Genomic DNA, 21,807 nt, shown 5'->3' on the forward strand with positions numbered 1-21,807 from the left:
GTCAGGTAATAATAAGAAGAGAGGGAGAGTGCGGCCGACGGCAGTATCTATTTACTGCTGAGGAAAGTCCCCACTCCGACCGGAAATGATGCTGCATGCAAGTGCAGGTGGCGAGAGTCATGGCTCTGGCACAGAAACGACACGGCCCTCTGCTTAGCTGATGAGGCAGAAACAAACTGCCGAGGCATTTTGAGGCAAAGGGAGACGATGGAACGGTGAATCCCTTCAGGAGCAAGCCGAACAGGAGCATAACGGTATTTTCGGACCGGTTCCGGGTACGGCGCACAGCTGAATGCCGCAGAAACATAATGGGGCTTACTCCTCCCACTCACATACTTTTACGGTTATTACCACGACATTTTATTCTGACAATAAAACATTACCAACAGTAATTATTATACCCAATGATCTCTTACAATACTAATTATGCAAATTCCCACACCAGGTGAAATCAGGGAAAAACGGATAAAACTTGGTATGACGCAGTCAGAAACTGCACGCAAATCGGGACTCAGCCAGTCTATGATTGCCAGAATAGAGTCGGGGAGCGTCGATCCGAGAGTGAGCACCCTCCGAAAGATAGTCTCTGTACTTCAGGAAGCGGAAAAGTCAGCACTTACAGCTGTGGACCTTATGTTTTCACCGGTTATATCCGTTGAGTCTGGCGAAAGCCTTGCAAAAACAGTCTCAATTATGGGAGAGAAAGGGATCTCACAACTGCCGGTTATTGACTGCGGTGTGCCGGTAGGCTGCATCTCCGAGTCTGCTATCATAAATGCAATGGAAGACGGGCGCATTAAAGAGATAGGAAAACACCTGGCTAAGGATCTGATGGAGGACTGCTTCCCGGTTGTCGGACCCTCAACAGATACGGATACCATTATGCACATCCTGCACAACAATCACGCAGTGCTTGTCCTTGAAAAGGGCACTGTAAAAGGCGTCATAACAAAGCATGACCTGATTGCAAAGAGGCAGTAAAAAAAAGAATATATTCAGTATTTTTGAAATTCAGTTCAGATAACCCCGCCTGCAAGGTCAGTGAGCACAGCGTAGGGGTCCTTTGCCTTTACAACTCCGGATGCAAGCAGTACACCGTCTGCACCAAGATCCATTGCCGTTTTAATACAGTTTCCGGAATGAATGCCCGCACCTGCAAGGACTTTTGTACTGCCGCTGACATTCTTTACAGCCCGGACAGAATTTTCAATTATTCCAGGGTCTGCTGATGAGACAGATACGCCCGAACCTATAAGCTCAGGAGGTTCGATTGCAATGAATTCCGGAGAGAATGCTGCTGCCGCAGCACTTGTGAATACATCATTGGTGCAGACAATTGTCTCAAGATGCACAGACTTTGCAATCTCCACTGCAAGAGAGATGTCTGCAAGTGTGAGACGCTTCTCAGAATGGTTGATAAGCGTCCCGCAGGCGCCGGCCGAGACCACAGCATCAGCAAGAATATGTCCGGTACCCGCGCCCGGTTTTACAGGGTCTATATGCTGTGCATATACAGGCAGGGAATAGTGCATTGACATTGGATGGAGATCCATATAGCCCGGAGCAATACCTATAATAACCCCCGTCTCATTCATAACCGTCTCTGCGGCTTCTGCAATCCTGTGTCCTGCTTTGCCAAATCCTTCAGTATAGATCTTGAAATTTATAATTATCTCAGGAAATCTCTTGGCCATTCTCTCCTACCCCCTTATTTAGACCTCTTAAGCTTCATCATATCCCCAAGAGTCGGAGTTACAGGACCGGATTTCTCAGACCTGATGTCTGTATCAGTGGACTCAATGAGCTTAATCTTCAGTGCACTCTCAATCTTCTTTCTGACGCCGTCTTCCGGGATCATGCCTTTCTCTATCTTCTTTATAAGGCCCTCTTTCTCTTTGATACTCAGGGCAAGTTCCTTCTGAGAGAGACCAAGCGCCTCTCTTCCCTCCCGGACCCTGGCAGAGAAATCATCCACAATATCGCCGTCCATCATGTCAAAGACATCTCTTGCACGCCTCTTTGGTGCTGAAGCAGCCCCGGAAGCACCCGGCCTTATAGTCTTAATTTTGCCGGCCTGCTGCTGTGCCTGTGCTCCTGCACCCGGCCTTTCCAAAACTGTGCCAAGCTTTGAGCATTTACTGCATACACGCATTCTGGCGCCGCCAATCTGGACGAGAACGGGTTTTCCCCGGATCGTTTCTCCGCAAACCTCACACTCTGTCATAAAAATCTAAACATCTATATATCAAACAAAACCTAAATACCTATTTGAGGGAACGGATGGCAGATAGCCAGACAAAAAAATCCGAATCACTGAATGAGGAGGATGTAACAAGGTACCTCCTCGACAGAATTTCCGGTCTTGAGAAGAGAAATCTCGAACTTCGTGAGGAATTAAGGCAGCTTGAATCAGAGAAGCGCTTTATTGAGACACAGAAGATAAGATTTGAACGCGAGATCAGGAAACTGAAAGGTGAGGTCGAAAAACTGAGAAGCCCGCCGCTTATAATCGGCACTATAACCGACATTGCAGGTGACAGCAGATATGTCGTACAGTCCAGCGCAGGCCCTAAATTTATGGTTCGTGCATCCGGATTTCTTGACACCGCTGACCTGAAACAGGGTGCAAGATGTACACTCAACCAGCAGTCATTAACTATAGTAGACATACTGCCGGTATCCTTTGATTCCCAGATCTACGGGATGGAGATCAGCAATATTCCGGAGGAGACCTATGACGATGTAGGAGGCCTTGAATACCAGATAACCGAGATCCGGGAAGCAGTTGAACTTCCGCTGACAAAACCTGAAATATTTACCAGAATTGGAATTACTCCGCCCAAAGGAGTACTGCTCTATGGCCCTCCGGGAACAGGAAAGACTCTCCTTGCAAGGGCTGTGGCCCATCACACCGAGGCAAAATTCCTGAGGGTTGTCGGTTCAGAGCTGGTCCAGAAATATATAGGGGAGGGCGCAAGACTTGTGAGAGAACTGTTTGAACTTGCAAGAAAATCCGCACCCTCAATAATATTTATAGATGAGATAGATGCAATCGGTGCGCACCGGACAGAGGGGATCACTTCCGGAGACAGGGAAGTACAGAGAACTCTCATGCAGCTTTTAGCTGACCTTGACGGCTTTGAGGCAAGAGGAGATGTCAAAATAATCGGGGCAACGAACAGAATAGATATACTTGACCCCGCACTCCTCCGCCCCGGAAGATTTGACCGCATTATTGAGATTCCTCTCCCGGACTACGAAGGCAGGCTCTCAATTCTGAAAATCCATACAGAAAATATGAATATATCTAAAAAATTATCACTTGAGGATATTGCAAAACTTACGGAAGGTATGAACGGCTCGGAACTGAGAGCCATATGTACCGAGGCCGGCATGTTTGCCCTTAGAAATGAGAAGGATTATGTGGGAATAGATGATTTCATCCTTGCGACAGATAAAGTGGGAAGCGAGATAAAAAACCACATGAAGACTACCAGTGACGGAGTTATGTTTGCCTGAATCAGGAACAATGATTATAGTGCACTGGTTCCACACCCCATAGTAATAGTAATAAGCAGATTTTCAAGCAGATTTTCCGGATCATTCCGGAAAGTTCTGCATTATACTGTATACAGGCCGTATTCCCGCAGGAAAGATAAAAACAGATCAATCCTCTGATCTGCTGTACCTGACCTCAAGGACACGGTCGCACATTTCACAGAAATCGGGGTAATCCTCTTTTTTTGAATTTATATCAATCTTCAGTTTTCCGGAGATAAAACCGTCTTTAATCCCTATAAGACCTGCATTCCCACCGGCATCACTGAGCTTTAAATTTCTGCCATATATCTCTCCTGCAAAAATTTCCGAGCAGTATATGCCGGGAGAAACTTCAAAGAGAACAGAGGCGACATAACGCCTGATGTACCACCTGATCTCGGAGAGCAGGGACAAAGAGCCGCCGAGGGTCGAATTTGGGATTACTACTCCGCAGTCCGTTCTTTCAGGCCGGTAAAATCTGAGAATATCCCTGCTCGTCTCTGATGCAAGAAGGGTAGAAAAGAGATCTATACCCTCCTTCTGAATGAGCAGAAGATTCATTTCAATCACATATACATTATATCCGATGAGCCGGTCTTCTTAGTGACCTTGTCAATGGAATAGATGAAATCGTCAAATGTTACATAGTCTGCATTGTTCCTGACCGCATTCATACCCGCTTCGCGGCAGATGGACTGCAGTTCAGCTCCGGTCATATTCTCGGTCAGTGATACCAGCTTCTCAATCGAGACATCTTTTATATTCATTCTTGAGGAGTGGATCTTTAAGATGTCAGACCTGGCTGTCTCATCCGGAAGTGAGACCTCAAGAATCCGGTCAAATCTCCCGGGGCGGAGGAGTGCGGGGTCAAGCATATCCACCCTGTTGGTGGCTGCCATAATCCTGACATTACCCCGGTTGTCAAATCCGTCCATCTCAGCTAAAAGCTGCATAAGTGTCCTCTGCACCTCAGCACTGCCGGAGGTTCCGTCCTGTGTCCTCATGCTTCCGATGGAGTCGATCTCATCTATGAATACTATAGACGGTGACCTCTCCCGTGCAAGTAAGAAGAGGTCCCTGACCATCTGGGCACCCTCACCTATGAATTTATGGACAAGTTCACTGCCGGACATACGGATAAATGTAGCATTGGCACGGTTTGCAACTGCCTTTGCAATCATTGTCTTGCCTGTCCCCGGAGGGCCGAAGAGGAGGATTCCCTTTGGAGGTTCCACACCTATCTTTTCAAAGACTTCAGGGCGCGTCAGCGGGTACTCCACCGCCTCCCGTACCTCCTCGATCTCATTTCTAAGACCGCCGATCATATCAAAACTGACATTCGGAGATTCTTCCAGTTCCATTACACGCACGCGGGTATCAAAGGTATTGCCGACAATCCTGACAATAGAGAGCGCGTTGTTGACAGCGACCTTCATTCCGGCTTTAATCTGGCCTCTCAGGCAGTCAATAGTCTGCGTAATATATTCCTGGTTATTGCCCTGCTGACGCAGGTAAATCTCACCACTGTCAAGAATGTCAATAACTGTCGCAACAAAGAGAGGAGGGCGCTTTAGCTGTTCATTCTCCCTTTTAAGCTGTGTATTTTCCTTTTGGAGGTTGTTAATCTCCCTGTTGAGGATATCAAGCTTTACCCTTAAATCCTGCAACTGTTCGTTTAGTTCCTGTAGTCCCGGTTTTGAAAAACTATCTCCGGAATTGTTGCAGACTGATTCATCCATGATTACTTTATATCTTAATCTTACAACATTTATTAGATATGTCTTTTACAATCCAGTGCAGGGGTATTTCCAAAGGAAAAGCTAAAGGCGAGATTATTGTAAGCAAGGACCCGATCTCATTTCTCTCAGGGGTTGATCCGGAGACCGGGATAGTTATGGAAAAGGGGCATGCAATTGAGGGAAGGTCAATAGCCGGAAAAGTGCTGGTATTCCCACACGGAAAAGGCTCCACAGTCGGATCATACATAGTGTATGCCCTGAAGAAAAATGGCAAAGCACCAGCTGCGATTGTAAATAACGAAGCAGAGACGATAATTGCCACAGGTGCAATAATAGCCGATCTCCCGATGGTGGATAAACCCTCACAGGATATAAATTCCCTGAAGGACGGCATGATAGCAGAAGTAGACGGCGATGAAGGCGTAATTCTTATCGAAGACTAAAATCTTTTTCGCGGTGCTATCTTGTATTATCATCTTATTTTAACTGACGAGTGTAACCTCTGCTGTACATACTGCAGGGATAAGGCATTCATTGTTCCGGACAGCGACTACAACAGTTTTAAATTGTCAGATACTCCTCCGGAAATTGAATACAGCATTGATTCGCTAATTGATTTCCTCTCAAAAGACAGAGATCCAAGCATTCTCTTCTATGGAGGAGAACCACTTCTCAGAATAAAAATGATTGAGGAGATCATGGACCGTGCAGAGAATACCTCTTTTCTGATTTACACAAACGGAATTTTTCTTGACAGGCTTAAAGACGAATATCTAAGCAGGATATCCTACATCTTCATATCAATAGACGGGGATGAGGAGACTACAGACGGATACCGGGGAAGGGGAGTTTACAGGAAAATCTTTGAAAATCTGAAAGAGATCAGGGAGAGAGGGTTTAAAGGAGAGATAATCGCCAGGATGACTGTTGCTGAAAAGACTGACATCTGTAAATCTGTCCTCCACCTCCAGAACCACGAGAACTTCCGGTTTGATTCCATACACTGGCAGCTAGATGCAAATTTCTGGTATGACTATGGTTTAAGGCCGGAATTTAAGGCATGGATAACTGAGTCATACAATCCCGGAATATCAAAGCTCGCAGAATACTGGCTCAGAAAACTCAAAGAGGGTGAGTTTATCAGGTGGTACCCCTTCGCAGCAACAGCCGGAGATATTCTTAAAGGAATTGCAGTAAATCCGATAAGATGCGGCGCAGGAATATACAATTATGCCATTTTAACGGACGGGAACATTGCACCATGTCCCTGTATGGCCGGACTTGAGGAGTATTACTGCGGCAATATCTGTGAGACAGACCCCTCTGAAATTCTTAAATCAGAGATCAGCGGGGACTGCACCGACTGTGAAATAAAGGATTTCTGCGGCGGAAGATGCCTCTACTCCAATATAATCAGGCCGTGGCCTGCCGAGGGCAGAGAGATAGTCAGGGATTCGGTAAAACATCTCAAAGAGTGCATTGAGGATAAAATTCCGGATATAAAAGAGCTGACTGAGAAGGGCATAATATCGGAGAGGGTTTTTGATTACGAAAAGTATAACGGCTGTGAGATAATCCCATAAATAGCAGCCGGGAGGAGAAGAAAACCGGTGCCAATGACAGGTATCATCTGCCGGATGCCAACAATTACTGGTAAATGCAGGACATTACTATATAAATCCGGATAATTTCCTTATTTAAAATAATATCAGGACCAAATATGAAGATCAACTGGAGAAATATAAAATGGGCGGGAAATTCTTATGCAGCATTGTATGCGGCATGCGAACTGGCCGGTTATGAACTTATTCCGGTTGATAAACCTGAAGACGACATAACCCTTTACAGCTTAAACTCTGTAAACGCAGACCATTTTTCTGATGAAATAAGAAACGCAGAGTGCATAACTGTTGCAGGCGGCCCTCATCCAAGCGCAGACCATAAACAATTTACAGGGATTGCAGACTATGTCGTTGTAGGTGAGGCGGAATACTCCCTTCCGGCACTGCTGAGATACCTTGACCCTGACAGTCCTGAAAAAGACCTTCCGGCAGGTGTCGCAGCGGGTGACAGATACAGGGAGAAGGATTACTGTGTAATTCCGGACGCATACCCGCCGTTTACAAAGATTAAGGGGTATGTCGAGATCAGCCGGGGCTGCCCCTACGGCTGCGCCTACTGCCAGACGCCAAGGCTCTTCGGGCAGGGCATAAGGCACAGGAGCATTGACTGTATTGTTAAGGCTGCATCAGGATACAGGGATGTCAGATTTATCAGCCCGAACTCACTTGCATACGGTTCAAAGACAGGTACATCACCGGACTATGACAAACTGGAAAAACTTCTCTCTTCCTTTTTTTCTGACCAGAATGTCTACCTCGGGACATTCCCAAGCGAAGTGAGGCCCGAATTTGTCACAGAAAAATCACTGGAACTGATATCAGATTACTGCTCCAACAAAAAGATCCATTTCGGCGCCCAGTCGGGCAGCAACAGAATGCTCAGAAAGATAAGACGCGGGCATACTTCGGAAGACGTTGTATCGGCAGTAGAACTCTGCCGGGAATTTGGGTTTACTCCGGTTGTGGACTACATAATAGGCCTTCCGGGCGAAGAGGAGGAAGACCAGAGAGAGACCCTTGAGCAGATAAAATGGGTATGCAGATACGGCAAGGTTCATTCACATTATTTCACCCCTCTCTCAGGGACGCCTTTTGAAGGTGAAAAACCCGCGCCTCTTATTCCGGATGTGAACAGAATTCTCGGAAAACTCTCCCTTAACGGAAAAGTCACCGGCTACTGGATTGAGAGCGGGTCAAGGTTTTTTAATCAGAACAAATGATCAGATAATATGAAGAAAATACTCGTATTGACCGACCTGCACGGCAACTACGGAAAGATGGAGGCATTCCTTGAACTTGATCCTGATTTTGTCGTAATTTCAGGAGACCTGACAGAGATGGGGCCATCCGAACCGGCCATTGCCATGCTGGACTCAATCGATGTACCCTGCTTTGTGGTTCCGGGAAACTGTGACCCGAAGGATATCCTTGAACACCTGGAGGATTCTTCTGCCGTATCAATGCACGGCACGGCACTTGACATTGGCAATATAACTTTTGTCGGCCTCGGGGGCTCAAATCCAACGCCTTTCTGCACCCCCTTTGAACTTCAGGAGGAGGAGATCGAAGAGGTCCTCTCATCAGCAGAGAAGAGGATGAGGAAAAATGTGCATAATATCCTCATATGCCACGCCCCGCCGTTCGGGACGCTGGATAACGTTGGGGAAAATCAGGTCGGGAGTACGGCCCTAAAAGAGCATATGAATAATTATGACCTCATATGCTGCGGGCATATACATGACGATCCGGGTGTAAAAGAGACAGATGGCACTGTGGTCGTAAACCCAGGACCTGCATCAGAGGGCAGATGCGCCGTAGTAACACTCGGCGACGATGCAAAGGATATAAGAGTTGAGCTGTACAGCTTCTGAAGAAGAGCAATCTGATTTCCGGCAGAAAACCACCTGAGAGAGATTATGCAGAGTAAATCTCTCCCGGATTTTTCAGGAAGCCTTCGCGGAGCAGACGGGAAGGCAGACCCGGAATTATGATATTCAGGGCCTCAAAAAAAGTGAATCTGCCGGAGAAATAACCGTAATATACTCAGAAATTACCCTCTTTTTCTATAATCATCTCAAGATATGACGTCTGGATGCTCTCACCGGTTACCTCAAGAAATTCCTTAATTTCGTTTATCTTCTCAGCAGCTGAGTCCTTATCTTCAGAAATTATCTCTATTTCAACGAAATGACCAAGGCCCTCAACGATATCAAGTGCAATTGTGGCATCCATGAACAGATATTCTTCTCTTCTCTTCTTCACGCCCCTTGATACGAAAAATCCGGTTTTTAAAAGCACTTTCTCCATATCCTCAGCAGACGATATGGCGACATTGTACTCTTCTCTCGCCTTCGCGCCCGCAGCCTTAACCTTCGGCCCTTTATATGTAAGTTCAGCTGAATCACCGGTATCTCTGATCCTTAAAGCTTCATCTGTCCTTGCGTAGTCCCGGATCAGGGAGTTGTAATACATATCATCCTGCATACTGACACCGAGATATCCTGCATTATTCTCTTCAAGAATCTGTTTAATGCGATCTATAGATTCCACCCGGTTCTTTGACTCAACTTCGTAGATCATTATGTCACCTTATATTAGGTACGGTTGCAAATAAATATAGACAGGTGTAAAATGACAATCAAAGAAGGAGATTTCATCAGACTCAGTTATACCGGCGAAAGCGAGGGTATAATCTTTGACACAACCTACGAAGAGGTTGCAAAAGAAGACGGAACATATTCAGAAGAGAAGAATTATGGACCAATTGTTGTCCGTGTAGGCGGACAACATCTTATACAGGGCCTTGATGAAGACCTCACAGGCAAAGAGACCGGAACAGAGTACTCAGTAGAGATCTCACCTGAAAAGGCATACGGAGAGAGAAACCAGGAACTCGTCCGCTCAGCATCCACAAAGGACTTCGGCGAGAAGCCAACAGTCGGAATGCGTGTAAAGGCAGACGACAGACAGGGTGTAGTTGTAAATGTAGTAGGAAAGCGCGTAGTGATTGACTTCAACCACATGCTCGCCGGAAAGACAATCTCCTACAAATACACAATCGAGAGTGTAATCGAAGAGCCAAAGGAACAGGCAGCAGCACTCTTCAAACTCTTCTGCGGAAAGGAGATGGAGATGGACCTTACAGACGGTGTTCTTACAGTAATCCTCCCGCCCGGAATCACATATGACAAGAACTACATGTACGGCAAAGGCATGGCAGTACACCAGATCTTTGAGTACGTTGAAGGTGTAGAGGAAGTAATTCTCAAAGAGTCCTTCAAGAAACCAGAAATATACAATGAAGAAACTGCTGAAGTAACTGAGGCAACAGAGGTTGCAGCTGAAACAGAAGTTTCTGAAGTTAAAGAAGAGACAGCTGAAGCATCCGAAGAATAAACCCGGATATTCAGCAAAAATATTTTTTAAAACCAAAATTCAAATTATCAAAAAACCACATGGTTTTTTCGTAAAAAAAGTTCTCTTCTAAGGAAATTGATCAGAGTTTTTCCGATTTTTATCGTGAATGAACAGAGTGAATATCGGGTATGTTTTACACCGGAAATATCAGAAATTCCGGCGAAAAAAGTGATTCATATTTTAAATCTTAGCAGTGCCGCAATGCCGCCAAGCGCCTCAAGCCGGCTTCCGGGTTCAAACTCAGTCGAGAGAACAACTATGCCTGCCCTCATATTCTCAGCAGTCTCAAGAAGTGCTGATATGTTATCGTCCCGAAGCAGGCTGTCACAGACAAGCACCTCGTCCACAGCACCATAGTCAATAGCCTGCCTGACCTCAGATACTCCGTACGCGACAGCACCTCCGGTTGAGATCCTCTTTAACAGCTCATCAATGGCCTTAACTTCCCTCGCAAGCTGAATGTCCTCATTTATCCGGCCTGTGATGCCAAGCCCGATAACCTCCTGCACTGCACCCCTGCCTATACGCCTCGTCTCGGCAGTGATGCACCTCTCCGCAAGTTCAGCATCCTTTGACTTAAGGAATGAGATGAAATCATCCTTGACAAAACCAGGCCCTGCAACGACAACCGGCCCTGTAATTGCCGACAGAAAACCATACACCTCCAGAAAAAATTCCTTCCGGCTGTCAAGACCCTCACGCTTGCCTGAACCGCCCAGAACCGAAGTAACCAGTTCAGGGCCAAACTGTCTGAGCCTGAAGAGTTCAGCCTCACCCTCCTCAACTGTCAGTATATGTATAAGACCCAGTGAAGAGGCCTTAACCGCCCTGTCAATCCTCTCAAGATCATAGGACGTCCAGTTTTTTATCACCGAAATTTCATGTCCGGACTCCAGATTTAGGGAATGGTGAAAGCCGGTATCAGGGCCATGCTCAATAACACCGCCAGCCCTCAGCCTCCCGGAGTTATGATGAAACTCAACCTTCTCAATCCGGATGCCAAGGCGCACGGGCTTCTTCTCCGTCTTCTCAGGCCTTGCCTTGTCGGTTGCAGAGTCAATACTTCTGAAGGTTGTTGCAAAGACGAGGTCACCCGGCGCTATCAGGTGCTTTAAGTGCCATAAGTCATCAAGGGTCTCCGGAAAGAGTTTAATCTCCCCGAAATTTCTCTTCAGCCCGCAGAATTCGGATTTCAACTTATCACTCCGCTATATCCGAGCCGCCCGGCGGGACAAATGCTGCAATATTCTCAGTATTCAGAACTTTCTTAAGGTTCTTCTGCTCATTTTCCGGAATCATCTCCTTTAAGGCCTTAAGGATCTTCCTTGCGATATCGTTCGGCTCATAAGTGCCCGGGACGATCCGTACAAAATAGCCCTTTCTCTTCTCAATAGCTGAAGACGGCCCGCCGATAATACCATACTCAGGAGATGTCTGAAGCCCGACTGAAATTCCGGGTGCGACATTCCTGTAATATTTCCTCTCACCCCTGATGACAAAGGCACCGCGTTTTAAGGACTCACCAGACTCGGCAGTCTTGCTCACCTGATCCCTCGGCACTGCATAGACATCCGCGCTGTAAAAACCGGATTTCCAGGCGTTGGAATAGGATACTGCAAAGACTGCCGCTTCGTCCATGCACTCAGTCTCACCCTTAACAGCCACAGCACTTCCGCCGTGGATGTCGGCATGAAGAAATGTATCCTTACCTTCGAGATATTTCCTGACAATATCCTCATTTGTGCCGGCATCACGCCCGCCGATTACCAGGACATCGTCAGATGTGTAAAACCACCTGAACTTATGATACCACTTCGGTTTTATAAATTTAATATCGGTCCTCTTCCTCTCCGGCCTTTCGGTAACCTTAAACCTCTCCATTGCAACGAGTGCACCGGCCTTCTTCTTTTTGAATTTTTTAATCTCGGAGTAATACCTGCCCGCATTACCCTCAACACCCTCAGAGGCATACAGTTTAATCGTTTTTCCGTCCAGGAGAATATCAACGGCTGCCTCTGACGGATAAACCCTCTTTATCATCTTAGCCATCGGATTATCAGCATTTTTCAGGATATCCTCAATCTCCTGCCACGACATCTTTAACGAAGCATCTGAGAGGGTTTTGACTATATCTGCAATGGTCTGGTAGTTGGCATAGATAATCTCAACCTTCTCACTGGCAAGGGTAATTTTCTCCTCAAACTTAACAATAGCCTCCTGCTGCCTCTTTCTGATAATCTCAGCCTTGGAGAGCTTCTTCTTCACTTCCGCCTCAGAGACCTCAGGAAGGCCGAAGTACGAGTCAAGTGCCTGACTGTACGTCTCAAAAGTCTCCTCCGGAATTTCGCCCTCAAAGATTAACGGCCAGCAGCCGCTCTTTGTAATAGCCGGAGACTTTTTGGACTCGAGATCTCCGGAGAGAGTCTTAAACGCCGCAATAATCACCGCAGGGTCGGCCTCAGATGCCGGAGCTTCCCTGGCAATGCCCGATATGCGGCATATCTCCTCTGCATACCTCCCGCCAAGCATAAATGAGGATGCAAGTGTACGTACAATATCCTTATCAGACTCTGCAAGAACTATTCCGGCAGACTCCTCATCATATTCAGTGATGTCTTTTCCCGTGACAGCATACTTCTCCCCCGCAATGATATCCCGGTCCTTAAACCTGTGCCTCTTAAGCGCATTTAAGATCGTATATTCAGAGTCACAGAGAATTGCATTGCCCTCATCAAAAAATTCAAAGATTAGATGGTAAATGCTCTCACTTTTACCTATAGTAAGGTCAAGAACCCTCTGGATTCCCGGCTGATTTATCTCAAGAATTCTTCCGCCGGAGAGATATTTTCTGAGATACATCGAATATCCGGATGGGTTCTCCGGTGATTTCGGAAGTTTTTTTGTCAGGTGAACCCTGACTCCGGACTCAGCAATAATACTGAATTTCTGCCTGTCCTCACCGTTAAGCCTGAATCCGAATGCATTCTGGTCATATTGGTATATCTTTCCAATCCAGAGCGGCATCAGGCCGTTTAACTCAGCTATTACTGCCCTCAGGTCAAGTCCGCTCATTCCTTTTTTAACAGCCATTATATACCAAACTACATATTGTCTGAAGACAAAAAAATAATGACTGATGTTTATATGAGTGAGGAGATTTCTGCAGACCCAATAACAGAGAAAATAAGCAGCAAAAGTGACGCGGAGAAGGTTGCCGGACATCAGCAGCGCATGATAAGGACATGCGTCGGATGTTTTATGGGAATCATAACCGGAGTATTGTCATATCTGTTCATAGGTGACCCTGTATCACCAGCAGGTGAACCAAAAGCGATACTTGGATGGCTTTTGCTTCTTGCAGGGATAGTTTTTCAGAAGCATGTCTTTATGGCATTAAAGATCGATTATTCCGAACTCGGAGCGAAGGACTGGTTTTATCAGGGATTCATGGCATTTGCCTTCTGGTTCATATCATGGACAGTTCTTCTCTCAATAAACTAAATTACATTTTTTATAAAAAATTTACAGGTTGATTAATATGCGAATTGCCGTTGTACATAAAGACAGGTGCCACCCTGTAAAGTGCGGACAGGAATGTATATTATACTGTCCGAGAGTCAGAACAGGCGACGAGACAGTAGTTATCGGGGAAAACGGCAAAGCAGTAATATCCGAAGAACTCTGTGTCGGGTGTGGAATATGCGTTAAGAAATGCCCTTTTGAAGCTATAGATATAATTACACTCCCCGAAGAGCTTGAACACCCTACGCACAGGTACGGACAGAACGGCTTTGCCCTCTATGGCATGGCAATGCCTTCTGAAGGAAAAGTCATGGGAATACTTGGAGAAAACGGTATAGGTAAGAGTACTGCCGTAAGCATACTCTCAGGGCAGTTGATACCAAACAGGGGCGCATTTGACGAAGAACCTACCTGGGACAAATTCCTTGCCGACTACGCAGGCACTGAACTCTTCGACTACATACAGCTCATATCACAGGGAAAGGTGAGCGCCTCCGTAAAACCGCAGTATATTGACTTTATACCAAAAGTATTCAAAGGAAAAGTGAGCGAACTCCTAAAATCCACCGATGAGAGGGGAATACTGGGCCACCTGACAGCCAGACTTAAGCTTGACCCAATACTTGACAGGGAGATTGCCCAACTCTCCGGCGGAGAACTGCAGAGGGTTGCCCTTGCGGCATGCCTTGCAAGAGATGTTAATTTTTACTTCCTTGACGAGATAACGCCCTATCTTGACATATACCAGAGAATGGCAGCAGCAGAACTCATCCGGGAAGTTGCTGAGAAAAAACCTGTTATGATAGTCGAGCATGACCTCGCAATACTCGACATGCTTGCTGACAATATCCACGTAGGATATGGTAAACCGTCGGTATTTGGTATCATTACAAGGCCGAAAGGTGTAAGGATCGGAATTAACCAGTACCTGGAAGGATTCCTTGCCGAGGAGAATGTAAGGTTCAGGCAGTATTCGGTTGACTTTGAGACGAGATCACACTCCAGAGAGACTGAAAGGGAAATACTGATGAAATTTCCGGCAATGAAAAAGAGCTACGGCGGCAAATTCACCCTCAATATCAATGGCGGAGATATACGTCATGGTGAGGTGCTCGGAGTTGTTGGCGCAAACGGTATAGGAAAGAGTACCTTTGCAAAGCTCCTTGCCGGTGCTGAAAAGCCCGATTCCGGGAGGATTTCAGATACTGTAAAAGTATCATACAAACCGCAGTATATCAAGACAGATTCAAAAGACTCTGTAGAGATGCTCCTTCGGAAAGCGACCACAAAATTCGATTCCAACTTCTACAAACACGAGATCTTAGAGCCGCTGACACTTGAGCCGCTCCTTCAGAACTGTGTTGACCAGCTTTCCGGCGGAGAACTGCAAAGGGTTGCAATAGCACTCTGTCTCTCACAGGAGGCTGATATATACATCCTCGATGAACCAAGCGCACACCTCGATGTTGAACAGCGTGTGAAACTTGCAAGAGTACTGAAGCGCCATGCTGAGAGCACAGAATCCGGAGTTCTGGTAATTGATCACGACATATATGTCATAGATATGATCAGTGAGAGACTTTTAGTCTTTGACGGAAATCCGGGAGTTGAAGGAACCGCCCTTGGCCCTTATTCAATGAAAGACGGGATGAACCACTTCCTAAAGGAACTTGAGGTCACATTCAGGCGTGACAAATCCGGAAGGCCGAGGATAAACAAGCCGGGAAGTTACCTTGACAGGGAGCAGAGATCGGCCGGGGAATACTATTACGCGGAAATCTCAAAAACATAATTTTTTATTGATTAAAAAGAACTTTTAGTGAAAGGGTTTTGATCTATGCCAAGGGGAGAAAAACTTACAGATGCCATAAGGTACGAGAAAGTTGAATCATTAAAGACAGATCTCTTTCTCTACATTGACAACAATCCGGAAAAAATCTCAAATAACCTTCCTGTATTTTTCGGGCATGTGATGTCTGCACTTGAAAACGCCTTTCCCGACATTGACGATTCAACCCACGACGATTTTATTGATTCGGTCGCCTACAGGATAATGATCTCAAGTTCAGAGGCAAAAAAAACCGAGTTCATTGAGAAGATCATCCAGAATGCAGTCCGTTGCAAGAGAAAGAAGACAAAGAAATCAACACTCAAGGTATTTTCCGGAATTAAACTGATGGATGTCGGGAAATACTGGGAAGCTATCAGTTATTTCGGAGACCTCTGGAAACACGATGCCAGGATCGGAATATATATTGCATTCTGCTATTATGCCCTCTCTGAGGATGAGAATAAATCATCACAAAATATAAACGAACTTGCAGGAAGGCCATCGGAGTATGAACTTGCATCAAGGGAGATTCTGCTCGAACTTGCAAGGTCGCAGCCGGAGATTAACAGATTAAAGCAGATTGATATTAAAGATACTGAAATCATGGACAGGGCCTTCTGGCTTATGATAAATAAAGCCCTGGAATGGTTCCCCTCAGAGAGATGGTTCTTAAAGATCGGAATTGCCAAGGCAAAAAATGACGGCAATGAGATAAAGAGATCGCAGCTTCTCTCATATGCCATTGAAAAATATACCAATGATCTCGACTTTATGAGGGAATATTACTACTATAAACTGGAGAAACGCGATGCAATGGGTGCCTCAGGCATTGTAAAGCAGATGATCCAGCAAAACCCCGACAACCTCGAACCGGTATATTACGGGATCAAACTGTCTCTCCTTTCAAACAGCAAAAACACCTACAATCAGTACAGGAAGGATGCGCTGGAGAAAGGGATACCACATTATTTAATTCAGCTTTATGACCTTGCGATATATATAATGAGAGAGGAGAAAAAAGAAGCGGATTTACAGCTAAAACTGATTAAAAAGAAGTTTAAATCACTTCATTTCTACCTTGCTGTTATTGAGTACCTCATGAAGGATATCTTCTCTGATGACAGTGAAAGGAAAAAAGCGGCAAAAAATGTCTTCTTCGATTCTCTTGACCGTTATTCAATGCAGGTCATAAAAATTCAGGAGTAATTTACCGGGTCCGGTTTAAACAACAGATTATCTTTTTTTAAAGCCGGAGAACACCGGAAATAATATTGCAATGTATCATAAAGTGAGAGGCCGTAAGGCAGTAAGCCTGAAATTCCGGTTAAAAGGGCCACAATACCCCGATAATTACATCAATAAAGCTCTTCTCCGAATATAAATCACTGCTGTCAGGCATATTTTTGGAGTATGATTCATCTGAACTGACCGGATAATCACCCATATCTTCTGATCCTGCCGGTGACATACCCCCGAACTCACGGTTCAGGACAAATTCTGCCGATGAGAACTGGGTATAGACCGGTGAATAGTAATATCCAACAGTTTTTTTGGTTGAGAACCAGACTCTCCCAAGCGAATCCGGGAAAACTTTCTTTATATTATTCTCGGCAATGCCGTCATACCTTGTGACATGGTCAACAACAACGCCGCCATATAGGAGAACCAGGCCATAATCGGTGGCGGCTGATGTCCTGCCGTCATGAAGAACTGCAATGTCATTTATCTTTCCAGCTCCGGAAGGCAGCATACTGAGGTTCAGGAAATTATGTACATTGCCATCCCCGTAAAAGACAACTGCCTCAGAACTGTTGAAGAAGATCACACCGCCTAAAGGATTTGAGACCACATCTTCGCAGCCCACCGGAAGAAGGCCCGGGTCAATCTTTTCAAAACGGGGTGATGTTCCGGTTGAATTCTCAAGAAGAAAAGCGCCGCTATACTTTGAGACGATATACAGAGTATTGTCACGGCGATCAGATGCCATATCAATGATGAAGTTCGCATCCGGACCTGACTCCGAGTATGGCTTAAACCAGAACCAGTCACCGTCATAATACCTGTAAAGGCCCGAAGTTCCGGTTGAGACAAACATAGCCTCTCCAACCGGTTCCAGCTCATTTATATCATTTCTGACAAAAAAACGATCATTCCCGGAGATTGTTACAGGCCGGCTGTACCCGTCATAGATCTGCAGAGCACTGGAGTACCCGAGCCAGAGATTTCCGGAAGAGTCAAATTCAACGTCAGTGATGTAATCGTCATAAGGCACTGAATCAGGATTATCACTACCATCATTCCTTTCCGCATGGATAATATTCCACCCGCCTTTTTCATATACTGAAAGTCCGTTAGAGGTTGCAAAATAGAGTATCTGATTGCTGTCCTCAGCCATATCCCTGATGTCCGCAGTGCTTACAGAACCGGAGCCGGGCCAGAACTGGACAACTGCACCGGACACAGGTGAAGCAGATAAAAATAAAGTTAAGATAATTATGCAGTAAAATAAAGAACGGGAACTCAGAATTCTATGCATTTTCCATCTGCCTTTCGGATGATTACCTTACCGTTATCTTCCGGATAATAAATTATTGATCTCCCGACAGTGCCGCCTGTATCTTCCTCAACCAGTGGAATATGGTACTTTTCAAGAGCAGATTTTATAGCTGCAACATTTCTGGAACCGATATCAAGATTTCCCTTAAAATGCTTAAACATGCTCGAACCTCCGGCAATCTTAGCAACGATATCCCTTTTATTGCTGCCGCCGGATATCAGTTCTTCATAAAGAACAGTCACTGCCGTATCGGCAAATTTACCGGGACGTTCCATCTTCCCGTTGCTCTCCGGAAGCATGACATGGGCTACTGCACCCTTCTTCCATTTTCTGTCGTGGAGAATTAAGGCTACACACGATCCAAGACCAATTGAGGTCATTACGAAATCACCTGTATAGTATTCTCCTATACCGACATTCTGTCCTTTCATCTCAGGTTTACGAGGTTCGGTCATGGCTGCAACCCGGATATTATAACTGCGGATTTAACACTTTGTCCAGTAATTCCAGAATGGTATCGAGAGTGTTTGTATCCGGAAGCATCACTATTGTACTCTGAATATCGTGCATTCCGGATTTCAGCTCGGTCCTGAAGAGAATTATCTCATCTATATCGACGGCAATCTGTGCAACTATACTTGCGAAAGCCGCATGTGCCATATCGATGGCAATTGCCGGTGGTGAAGGGAGCATTACAATGCCAAGAAGTGTGGCTGTTGCATCCAGGAACTGTGAGACCATTATATTGCCGACTTCAAGAAGGGCACTCTCATCCATCTCATTCAGTTCGCGTTCCATGTCAGTAGAACCAAGCATGGTATTTGTCAGGCGTATTGCCGACTCCTTTGGCAGGTGAAGCACCACATATCCACCGGGGTGCAGTTCACCCTGGATCTCAAATACAACCAGTGCCGATATTTCATCTCCGAAATAATCTGAAATATCACAAATATCGACCATAATTGCTTCAGGCACAGTCATGTCTATCTGTGACATCAGCATTGTCGAGAGTGATGTCGCAGCATGCGATGCCCCGATATTTCCAAGTTCCGCCATTGCATCCAGCTGCTGATCTGTTAACTGCATAATTATATCTCCAAATTACATTATTATCATTGTATTCACGTCAAGAATCGGCACTACATCGCCGTCTCCGGGGATGGTAATACCACCAACGCCCGGACAGTTACCTATTACATTGCTTACAGGCTTAACAACAACTTCCTGCTGTCCTTCAACAACATCAACAGGTATGCATGACTTTGTGCCATGATTCTGAACGATAACCACTATACCACTATCTTCACATGCCCCAAACATCTCATCAAGGCGGCTTATCTGAAGCACCTCATCCCTTAAAAGGACTGCCTCGGTGCTGCCGATTCTGTTAATTCTCTTAGTATCAATCTTTGCAACCTCAACAACGGCATTTATCGGTATGGCACATCTCTTCTTATTGATTCTGACCATCATAACCTCTATAATAGCCATTGTGGGCGGAAGCGTAAGTCTGAATTTAGTTCCTTTTCCTTCCGTAGAACTGACCTTTATTGAACCTTTAAGGGATTCTATTGCGCCTTTTACAACATCAAGGCCTACGCCTCTTCCGCTGATGTCAGTGACCTGCTCAGCTGTCGAAAAACCTGCCTGGAAGAGAAAGGACGGGACCTCTTCATCGGGCAGTAATTCAGCGTCCTCAGGTGAGATGAGATTCCTCTCAATTGCTTTTCTGAGGACTTTATCCCTCGGAATTCCGCCTCCGTCATCGGCAAGCTCAATTATGACATTGCCCTGATCGCGCCATGCAGAGAGAGTAAGGGTACCCTTTGCCGGTTTTCCGGCTTTTAACCTCTCTTCCGGAGTTTCAATGCCGTGATTGACACCATTCCTGATGAGATGCAGAAGAGGGTCACCAAGACCGTCAATAACACTGCGGTCAAGTTCGGTCTCTCCGCCGGTCATTATGAACTCGACCTCTTTTCCGTCATGGTGGGCCACATCCCTAACAACCCTGGGAAAACGGTTGAATATCTGATTGAGCGGGATCATCCTGATATACATCATCAGGTTCTGAAGGTCTGAGATTGACCTGCCGACCATGCTCAGGGCTTCATCCATCTCTTTTATCTGATACTCCTTTGATATCTGCTTCAGGCGGCCGCCGTTGATAACGAGATCCTCGACAAGGTTCATCATCTGGTCAAGACGGCTGATATCAACACGGATATTTTTGACTTCCTTCTTTTTCTTCTCGCTCTTCTCCTTTTTCTCCGGAATTTTCATTCCGGATACAGACTCTGATAACTCATTGGATGCCGGTTCTTCAGCTGATTTGCCATCATCTGCAGGATTAACAGATTCAGCTTCAGCTCCGGGAATGACTTCTTCTGATTCATCCGGAGTTTTGGGTAAAGATTCGGATACCAAAATCCATCCGGCACTATCAAAGGAGTAATCAGAACCTTCTGCACGGAAAAGACTCACAGATGCGGTGTCAGGCCCTGAGGATAAATGAATCAGGTCATCTCCGGATTTCTCCGAAGTCATTATGACGGAGAAGAAATCCTCAATACTGCCTGCATCAATCTCTTCATAGGTGGGCCTTGAAGAGATGATATCTCCCGCCTTCTCCAGATTCTGAAGGATAATCATTGCCCTGATGTCCTTCATACTGCATTCAGGGGAGATAATTATATCAAGCCTGTACACCGGATTTTTGGAGGAGATATCCCTCTCAGCAGGAAATACCTCAACTTCTGAGACATCCGTGACTTTGGCAGCGCTTAAAAGCGCCTCTTCGCCGTCCTCACTCTCGATTACAACTTCAAATATATCACTGCATACACCTTCATCCAGTTCCCCGGCTGTAGGCCTGCTTGAGATAATCCTGCCGAGGTCCTCAAGGTTCTGAAGGATTATCATAGAGCGGACATCCTTCATATTGCAGTCCTCTGAGAGGCGGGCAACAATCCTGTACCTGTTGATTACGGCTGAACCTTCATTATAATCTGCCCTGAGATCAGGATCAAATTCTTCAGGAGAATAAACTTCTGAACCTTTGCCCCCTGAGGTTTCAGGACTTTCATTTTTATCATCATATGGAGCAGAAGCAGCGGAATTCAGGATTGCATCTATCTCTGAGGATACAGGCCCATTATCTCCGGAAAGAGCACCTTCCGGTTTGCAGGACTCAGCAGCACTCTCTATCTCCTCAAGCTGTGATATGAAATCTCCGATTGAAAAGGTGGAAGTATCTCCGCCGTTTTCGACATCATCGATCATCTCCTCGATACTGTCTGTGCATGCCAAAAGCAGGTCAGTCAGTTCGGGAGATATTTCAATTGCTCCGGATCTTATACAGTGAAAGACATCCTCCATTTTGTGGCAGAGATGTTCCATTTCAGAGTACCCCATCGATGCAGACATCCCCTTGAGAGTATGTGCAGAACGGAAAATTTCATCAATTGCAGTATCGTCAGAACCCTCTTCAAGAATAAGAATATTATTTACGATAGTCTCATGATTTTCAAGAGATTCTGCAACAAAAAGTTTCCGGTAGGATTCTTCATCTGTCATAAT

Annotated in this window: 21 protein-coding genes and 1 other RNA gene; 11 read left to right on the forward strand and 11 right to left on the reverse strand. The window is 45.7% G+C overall.

Annotated features, from left to right (window positions below):
- Positions 1-18 precede the first annotated feature (18 nt).
- Together rnpB and METLIM_RS12955 are read left to right on the forward strand one after the other, a co-directional pair.
- An RNA gene (rnpB, locus tag METLIM_RS15890) (RNase P RNA component) lies at positions 19-330 on the forward strand.
- Positions 331-426: 96 nt separating this feature from the next.
- Entirely contained in the window at positions 427-981 is a 555-nt protein-coding gene (locus METLIM_RS12955; RefSeq protein WP_004079126.1) for a CBS domain-containing protein, read from the forward strand.
- Between the two features lie 35 nt (positions 982-1,016).
- On the opposite strand, the gene tpiA is transcribed toward METLIM_RS12955, so the two are convergent.
- Positions 1,017-1,694 (reverse strand): triose-phosphate isomerase, encoded by a 678-nt coding sequence (gene tpiA / locus METLIM_RS12960; RefSeq protein ID WP_004079127.1) that lies wholly within the window; start codon positions 1,692-1,694, stop codon positions 1,017-1,019.
- 14 nt (positions 1,695-1,708) lie between these two features.
- Positions 1,709-2,224: a multiprotein bridging factor aMBF1 gene (locus METLIM_RS12965; protein ID WP_004079129.1), complete on the reverse strand. Its 516-nt coding sequence runs from the start codon at positions 2,222-2,224 to the stop codon at positions 1,709-1,711.
- A gap of 56 nt (positions 2,225-2,280) precedes the next feature.
- Between METLIM_RS12965 and METLIM_RS12970 the strand changes: the two genes are divergently transcribed.
- A complete protein-coding gene (locus METLIM_RS12970) occupies positions 2,281-3,519 on the forward strand; it encodes a proteasome-activating nucleotidase (RefSeq protein ID WP_004079131.1) in 1,239 nt (412 codons plus the stop codon).
- 147 nt (positions 3,520-3,666) lie between these two features.
- Here the strand turns inward: METLIM_RS12970 and METLIM_RS12975 are convergent, their stop codons facing one another.
- Together METLIM_RS12975 and METLIM_RS12980 are read right to left on the reverse strand one after the other, a co-directional pair.
- Entirely contained in the window at positions 3,667-4,101 is a 435-nt protein-coding gene (locus METLIM_RS12975; RefSeq protein ID WP_004079133.1) for a DUF5804 family protein, read from the reverse strand.
- Positions 4,102-4,106: 5 nt separating this feature from the next.
- Positions 4,107-5,279 carry a proteasome-activating nucleotidase gene (locus METLIM_RS12980; protein ID WP_004079136.1) on the reverse strand — a complete coding sequence of 391 codons (1,173 nt, stop codon included), beginning with the start codon at positions 5,277-5,279 and terminating at the stop codon, positions 4,107-4,109.
- Between the two features lie 38 nt (positions 5,280-5,317).
- Here METLIM_RS12980 and METLIM_RS12985 point away from each other — a divergent pair, with 38 nt between their 5' ends.
- The 4 genes from METLIM_RS12985 (at position 5,318) to METLIM_RS13000 (ending at position 8,772) form a co-directional block, all read left to right on the forward strand.
- Positions 5,318-5,722, forward strand: a complete 405-nt coding sequence (locus tag METLIM_RS12985; protein WP_004079138.1) for a DUF126 domain-containing protein — start codon at positions 5,318-5,320, stop codon at positions 5,720-5,722.
- A 21-nt stretch (positions 5,723-5,743) separates the two neighbouring features.
- Complete coding sequence (locus METLIM_RS12990) at positions 5,744-6,862, forward strand: TIGR04084 family radical SAM/SPASM domain-containing protein (RefSeq protein ID WP_004079140.1); 1,119 nt, start codon at positions 5,744-5,746, stop codon at positions 6,860-6,862.
- Positions 6,863-6,999: 137 nt separating this feature from the next.
- Positions 7,000-8,121, forward strand: a complete 1,122-nt coding sequence (locus METLIM_RS12995) for a TIGR04013 family B12-binding domain/radical SAM domain-containing protein (RefSeq protein WP_004079142.1) — start codon at positions 7,000-7,002, stop codon at positions 8,119-8,121.
- A 9-nt stretch (positions 8,122-8,130) separates the two neighbouring features.
- Positions 8,131-8,772: a metallophosphoesterase family protein gene (locus METLIM_RS13000; RefSeq protein WP_004079144.1), complete on the forward strand. Its 642-nt coding sequence runs from the start codon at positions 8,131-8,133 to the stop codon at positions 8,770-8,772.
- 172 nt (positions 8,773-8,944) lie between these two features.
- On the opposite strand, the gene cyaB is transcribed toward METLIM_RS13000, so the two are convergent.
- Positions 8,945-9,481, reverse strand: coding sequence for a class IV adenylate cyclase (cyaB, locus tag METLIM_RS13005; protein ID WP_004079146.1), 537 nt, complete (start codon positions 9,479-9,481; stop codon positions 8,945-8,947).
- Positions 9,482-9,532: 51 nt separating this feature from the next.
- Here cyaB and METLIM_RS13010 point away from each other — a divergent pair, with 51 nt between their 5' ends.
- A complete protein-coding gene (locus METLIM_RS13010) occupies positions 9,533-10,297 on the forward strand; it encodes an FKBP-type peptidyl-prolyl cis-trans isomerase (RefSeq protein ID WP_004079147.1) in 765 nt (254 codons plus the stop codon).
- Between the two features lie 194 nt (positions 10,298-10,491).
- Here METLIM_RS13010 and METLIM_RS13015 read toward each other — a convergent pair whose 3' ends face one another.
- The gene (locus tag METLIM_RS13015) at positions 10,492-11,514 is read right to left on the reverse strand and encodes an mRNA surveillance protein pelota (protein ID WP_004079148.1); all 1,023 of its coding nucleotides are present in this window, start codon (positions 11,512-11,514) and stop codon (positions 10,492-10,494) included.
- A 4-nt stretch (positions 11,515-11,518) separates the two neighbouring features.
- Positions 11,519-13,408: a ribosome rescue protein RqcH gene (rqcH, locus tag METLIM_RS13020; protein WP_004079149.1), complete on the reverse strand. Its 1,890-nt coding sequence runs from the start codon at positions 13,406-13,408 to the stop codon at positions 11,519-11,521.
- A gap of 39 nt (positions 13,409-13,447) precedes the next feature.
- Between rqcH and METLIM_RS13025 the strand changes: the two genes are divergently transcribed.
- The 3 genes from METLIM_RS13025 to METLIM_RS13035 are packed head-to-tail and all read left to right on the forward strand — an operon-like array spanning position 13,448 to position 16,877.
- Positions 13,448-13,819 carry an EMC6-like membrane protein gene (locus METLIM_RS13025; RefSeq protein ID WP_004079150.1) on the forward strand — a complete coding sequence of 124 codons (372 nt, stop codon included), beginning with the start codon at positions 13,448-13,450 and terminating at the stop codon, positions 13,817-13,819.
- A 37-nt stretch (positions 13,820-13,856) separates the two neighbouring features.
- On the forward strand, positions 13,857-15,632 hold the full coding sequence (locus METLIM_RS13030) for a ribosome biogenesis/translation initiation ATPase RLI (protein ID WP_004079151.1): 1,776 nt from the start codon (positions 13,857-13,859) through the stop codon (positions 15,630-15,632).
- A gap of 45 nt (positions 15,633-15,677) precedes the next feature.
- Positions 15,678-16,877, forward strand: a complete 1,200-nt coding sequence (locus METLIM_RS13035) for a hypothetical protein (protein WP_004079152.1) — start codon at positions 15,678-15,680, stop codon at positions 16,875-16,877.
- A 118-nt stretch (positions 16,878-16,995) separates the two neighbouring features.
- On the opposite strand, the gene METLIM_RS13040 is transcribed toward METLIM_RS13035, so the two are convergent.
- From METLIM_RS13040 to METLIM_RS13055, 4 genes are read right to left on the reverse strand one after another with little or no spacing between them, the layout of a single operon-like run.
- Complete coding sequence (locus tag METLIM_RS13040; RefSeq protein ID WP_157202323.1) at positions 16,996-18,132, reverse strand: ligand-binding sensor domain-containing protein; 1,137 nt, start codon at positions 18,130-18,132, stop codon at positions 16,996-16,998.
- A gap of 59 nt (positions 18,133-18,191) precedes the next feature.
- Positions 18,192-18,683: a chemotaxis protein CheD gene (locus METLIM_RS13045; RefSeq protein WP_004079159.1), complete on the reverse strand. Its 492-nt coding sequence runs from the start codon at positions 18,681-18,683 to the stop codon at positions 18,192-18,194.
- Positions 18,684-18,699: 16 nt separating this feature from the next.
- On the reverse strand, positions 18,700-19,314 hold the full coding sequence (locus tag METLIM_RS13050) for a chemotaxis protein CheC (RefSeq protein ID WP_004079161.1): 615 nt from the start codon (positions 19,312-19,314) through the stop codon (positions 18,700-18,702).
- 15 nt (positions 19,315-19,329) lie between these two features.
- Positions 19,330-21,804, reverse strand: a complete 2,475-nt coding sequence (locus METLIM_RS13055) for a chemotaxis protein CheA (RefSeq protein ID WP_004079163.1) — start codon at positions 21,802-21,804, stop codon at positions 19,330-19,332.
- Positions 21,805-21,807: the final 3 nt, after the last annotated feature.

It is taken from the genome of Methanoplanus limicola DSM 2279 (assembly GCF_000243255.1).
In the GTDB taxonomy this organism is placed as follows: Archaea; Halobacteriota; Methanomicrobia; order Methanomicrobiales; family Methanomicrobiaceae; genus Methanoplanus; species Methanoplanus limicola.

Coding starts and splice junctions, on each gene's coding strand:
- METLIM_RS13045 (WP_004079159.1), bottom strand. CDS start 18,683: ATGACCGAACCTCGTAAACCTGAGATGAAAGGACAGAATGTCGGTATA.
- METLIM_RS13035 (WP_004079152.1), top strand. CDS start 15,678: ATGCCAAGGGGAGAAAAACTTACAGATGCCATAAGGTACGAGAAAGTT.
- METLIM_RS12970 (WP_004079131.1), top strand. CDS start 2,281: ATGGCAGATAGCCAGACAAAAAAATCCGAATCACTGAATGAGGAGGAT.
- METLIM_RS12995 (WP_004079142.1), top strand. CDS start 7,000: ATGAAGATCAACTGGAGAAATATAAAATGGGCGGGAAATTCTTATGCA.
- METLIM_RS13050 (WP_004079161.1), bottom strand. CDS start 19,314: ATGCAGTTAACAGATCAGCAGCTGGATGCAATGGCGGAACTTGGAAAT.
- METLIM_RS13000 (WP_004079144.1), top strand. CDS start 8,131: ATGAAGAAAATACTCGTATTGACCGACCTGCACGGCAACTACGGAAAG.
- METLIM_RS12985 (WP_004079138.1), top strand. CDS start 5,318: ATGTCTTTTACAATCCAGTGCAGGGGTATTTCCAAAGGAAAAGCTAAA.
- METLIM_RS13025 (WP_004079150.1), top strand. CDS start 13,448: ATGACTGATGTTTATATGAGTGAGGAGATTTCTGCAGACCCAATAACA.
- METLIM_RS13030 (WP_004079151.1), top strand. CDS start 13,857: ATGCGAATTGCCGTTGTACATAAAGACAGGTGCCACCCTGTAAAGTGC.
- rqcH (WP_004079149.1), bottom strand. CDS start 13,408: ATGGCTGTTAAAAAAGGAATGAGCGGACTTGACCTGAGGGCAGTAATA.
- METLIM_RS13010 (WP_004079147.1), top strand. CDS start 9,533: ATGACAATCAAAGAAGGAGATTTCATCAGACTCAGTTATACCGGCGAA.
- METLIM_RS13055 (WP_004079163.1), bottom strand. CDS start 21,804: ATGACAGATGAAGAATCCTACCGGAAACTTTTTGTTGCAGAATCTCTT.
- METLIM_RS12975 (WP_004079133.1), bottom strand. CDS start 4,101: ATGAATCTTCTGCTCATTCAGAAGGAGGGTATAGATCTCTTTTCTACC.
- tpiA (WP_004079127.1), bottom strand. CDS start 1,694: ATGGCCAAGAGATTTCCTGAGATAATTATAAATTTCAAGATCTATACT.
- METLIM_RS12980 (WP_004079136.1), bottom strand. CDS start 5,279: ATGGATGAATCAGTCTGCAACAATTCCGGAGATAGTTTTTCAAAACCG.
- METLIM_RS12965 (WP_004079129.1), bottom strand. CDS start 2,224: ATGACAGAGTGTGAGGTTTGCGGAGAAACGATCCGGGGAAAACCCGTT.
- cyaB (WP_004079146.1), bottom strand. CDS start 9,481: ATGATCTACGAAGTTGAGTCAAAGAACCGGGTGGAATCTATAGATCGC.
- METLIM_RS12955 (WP_004079126.1), top strand. CDS start 427: ATGCAAATTCCCACACCAGGTGAAATCAGGGAAAAACGGATAAAACTT.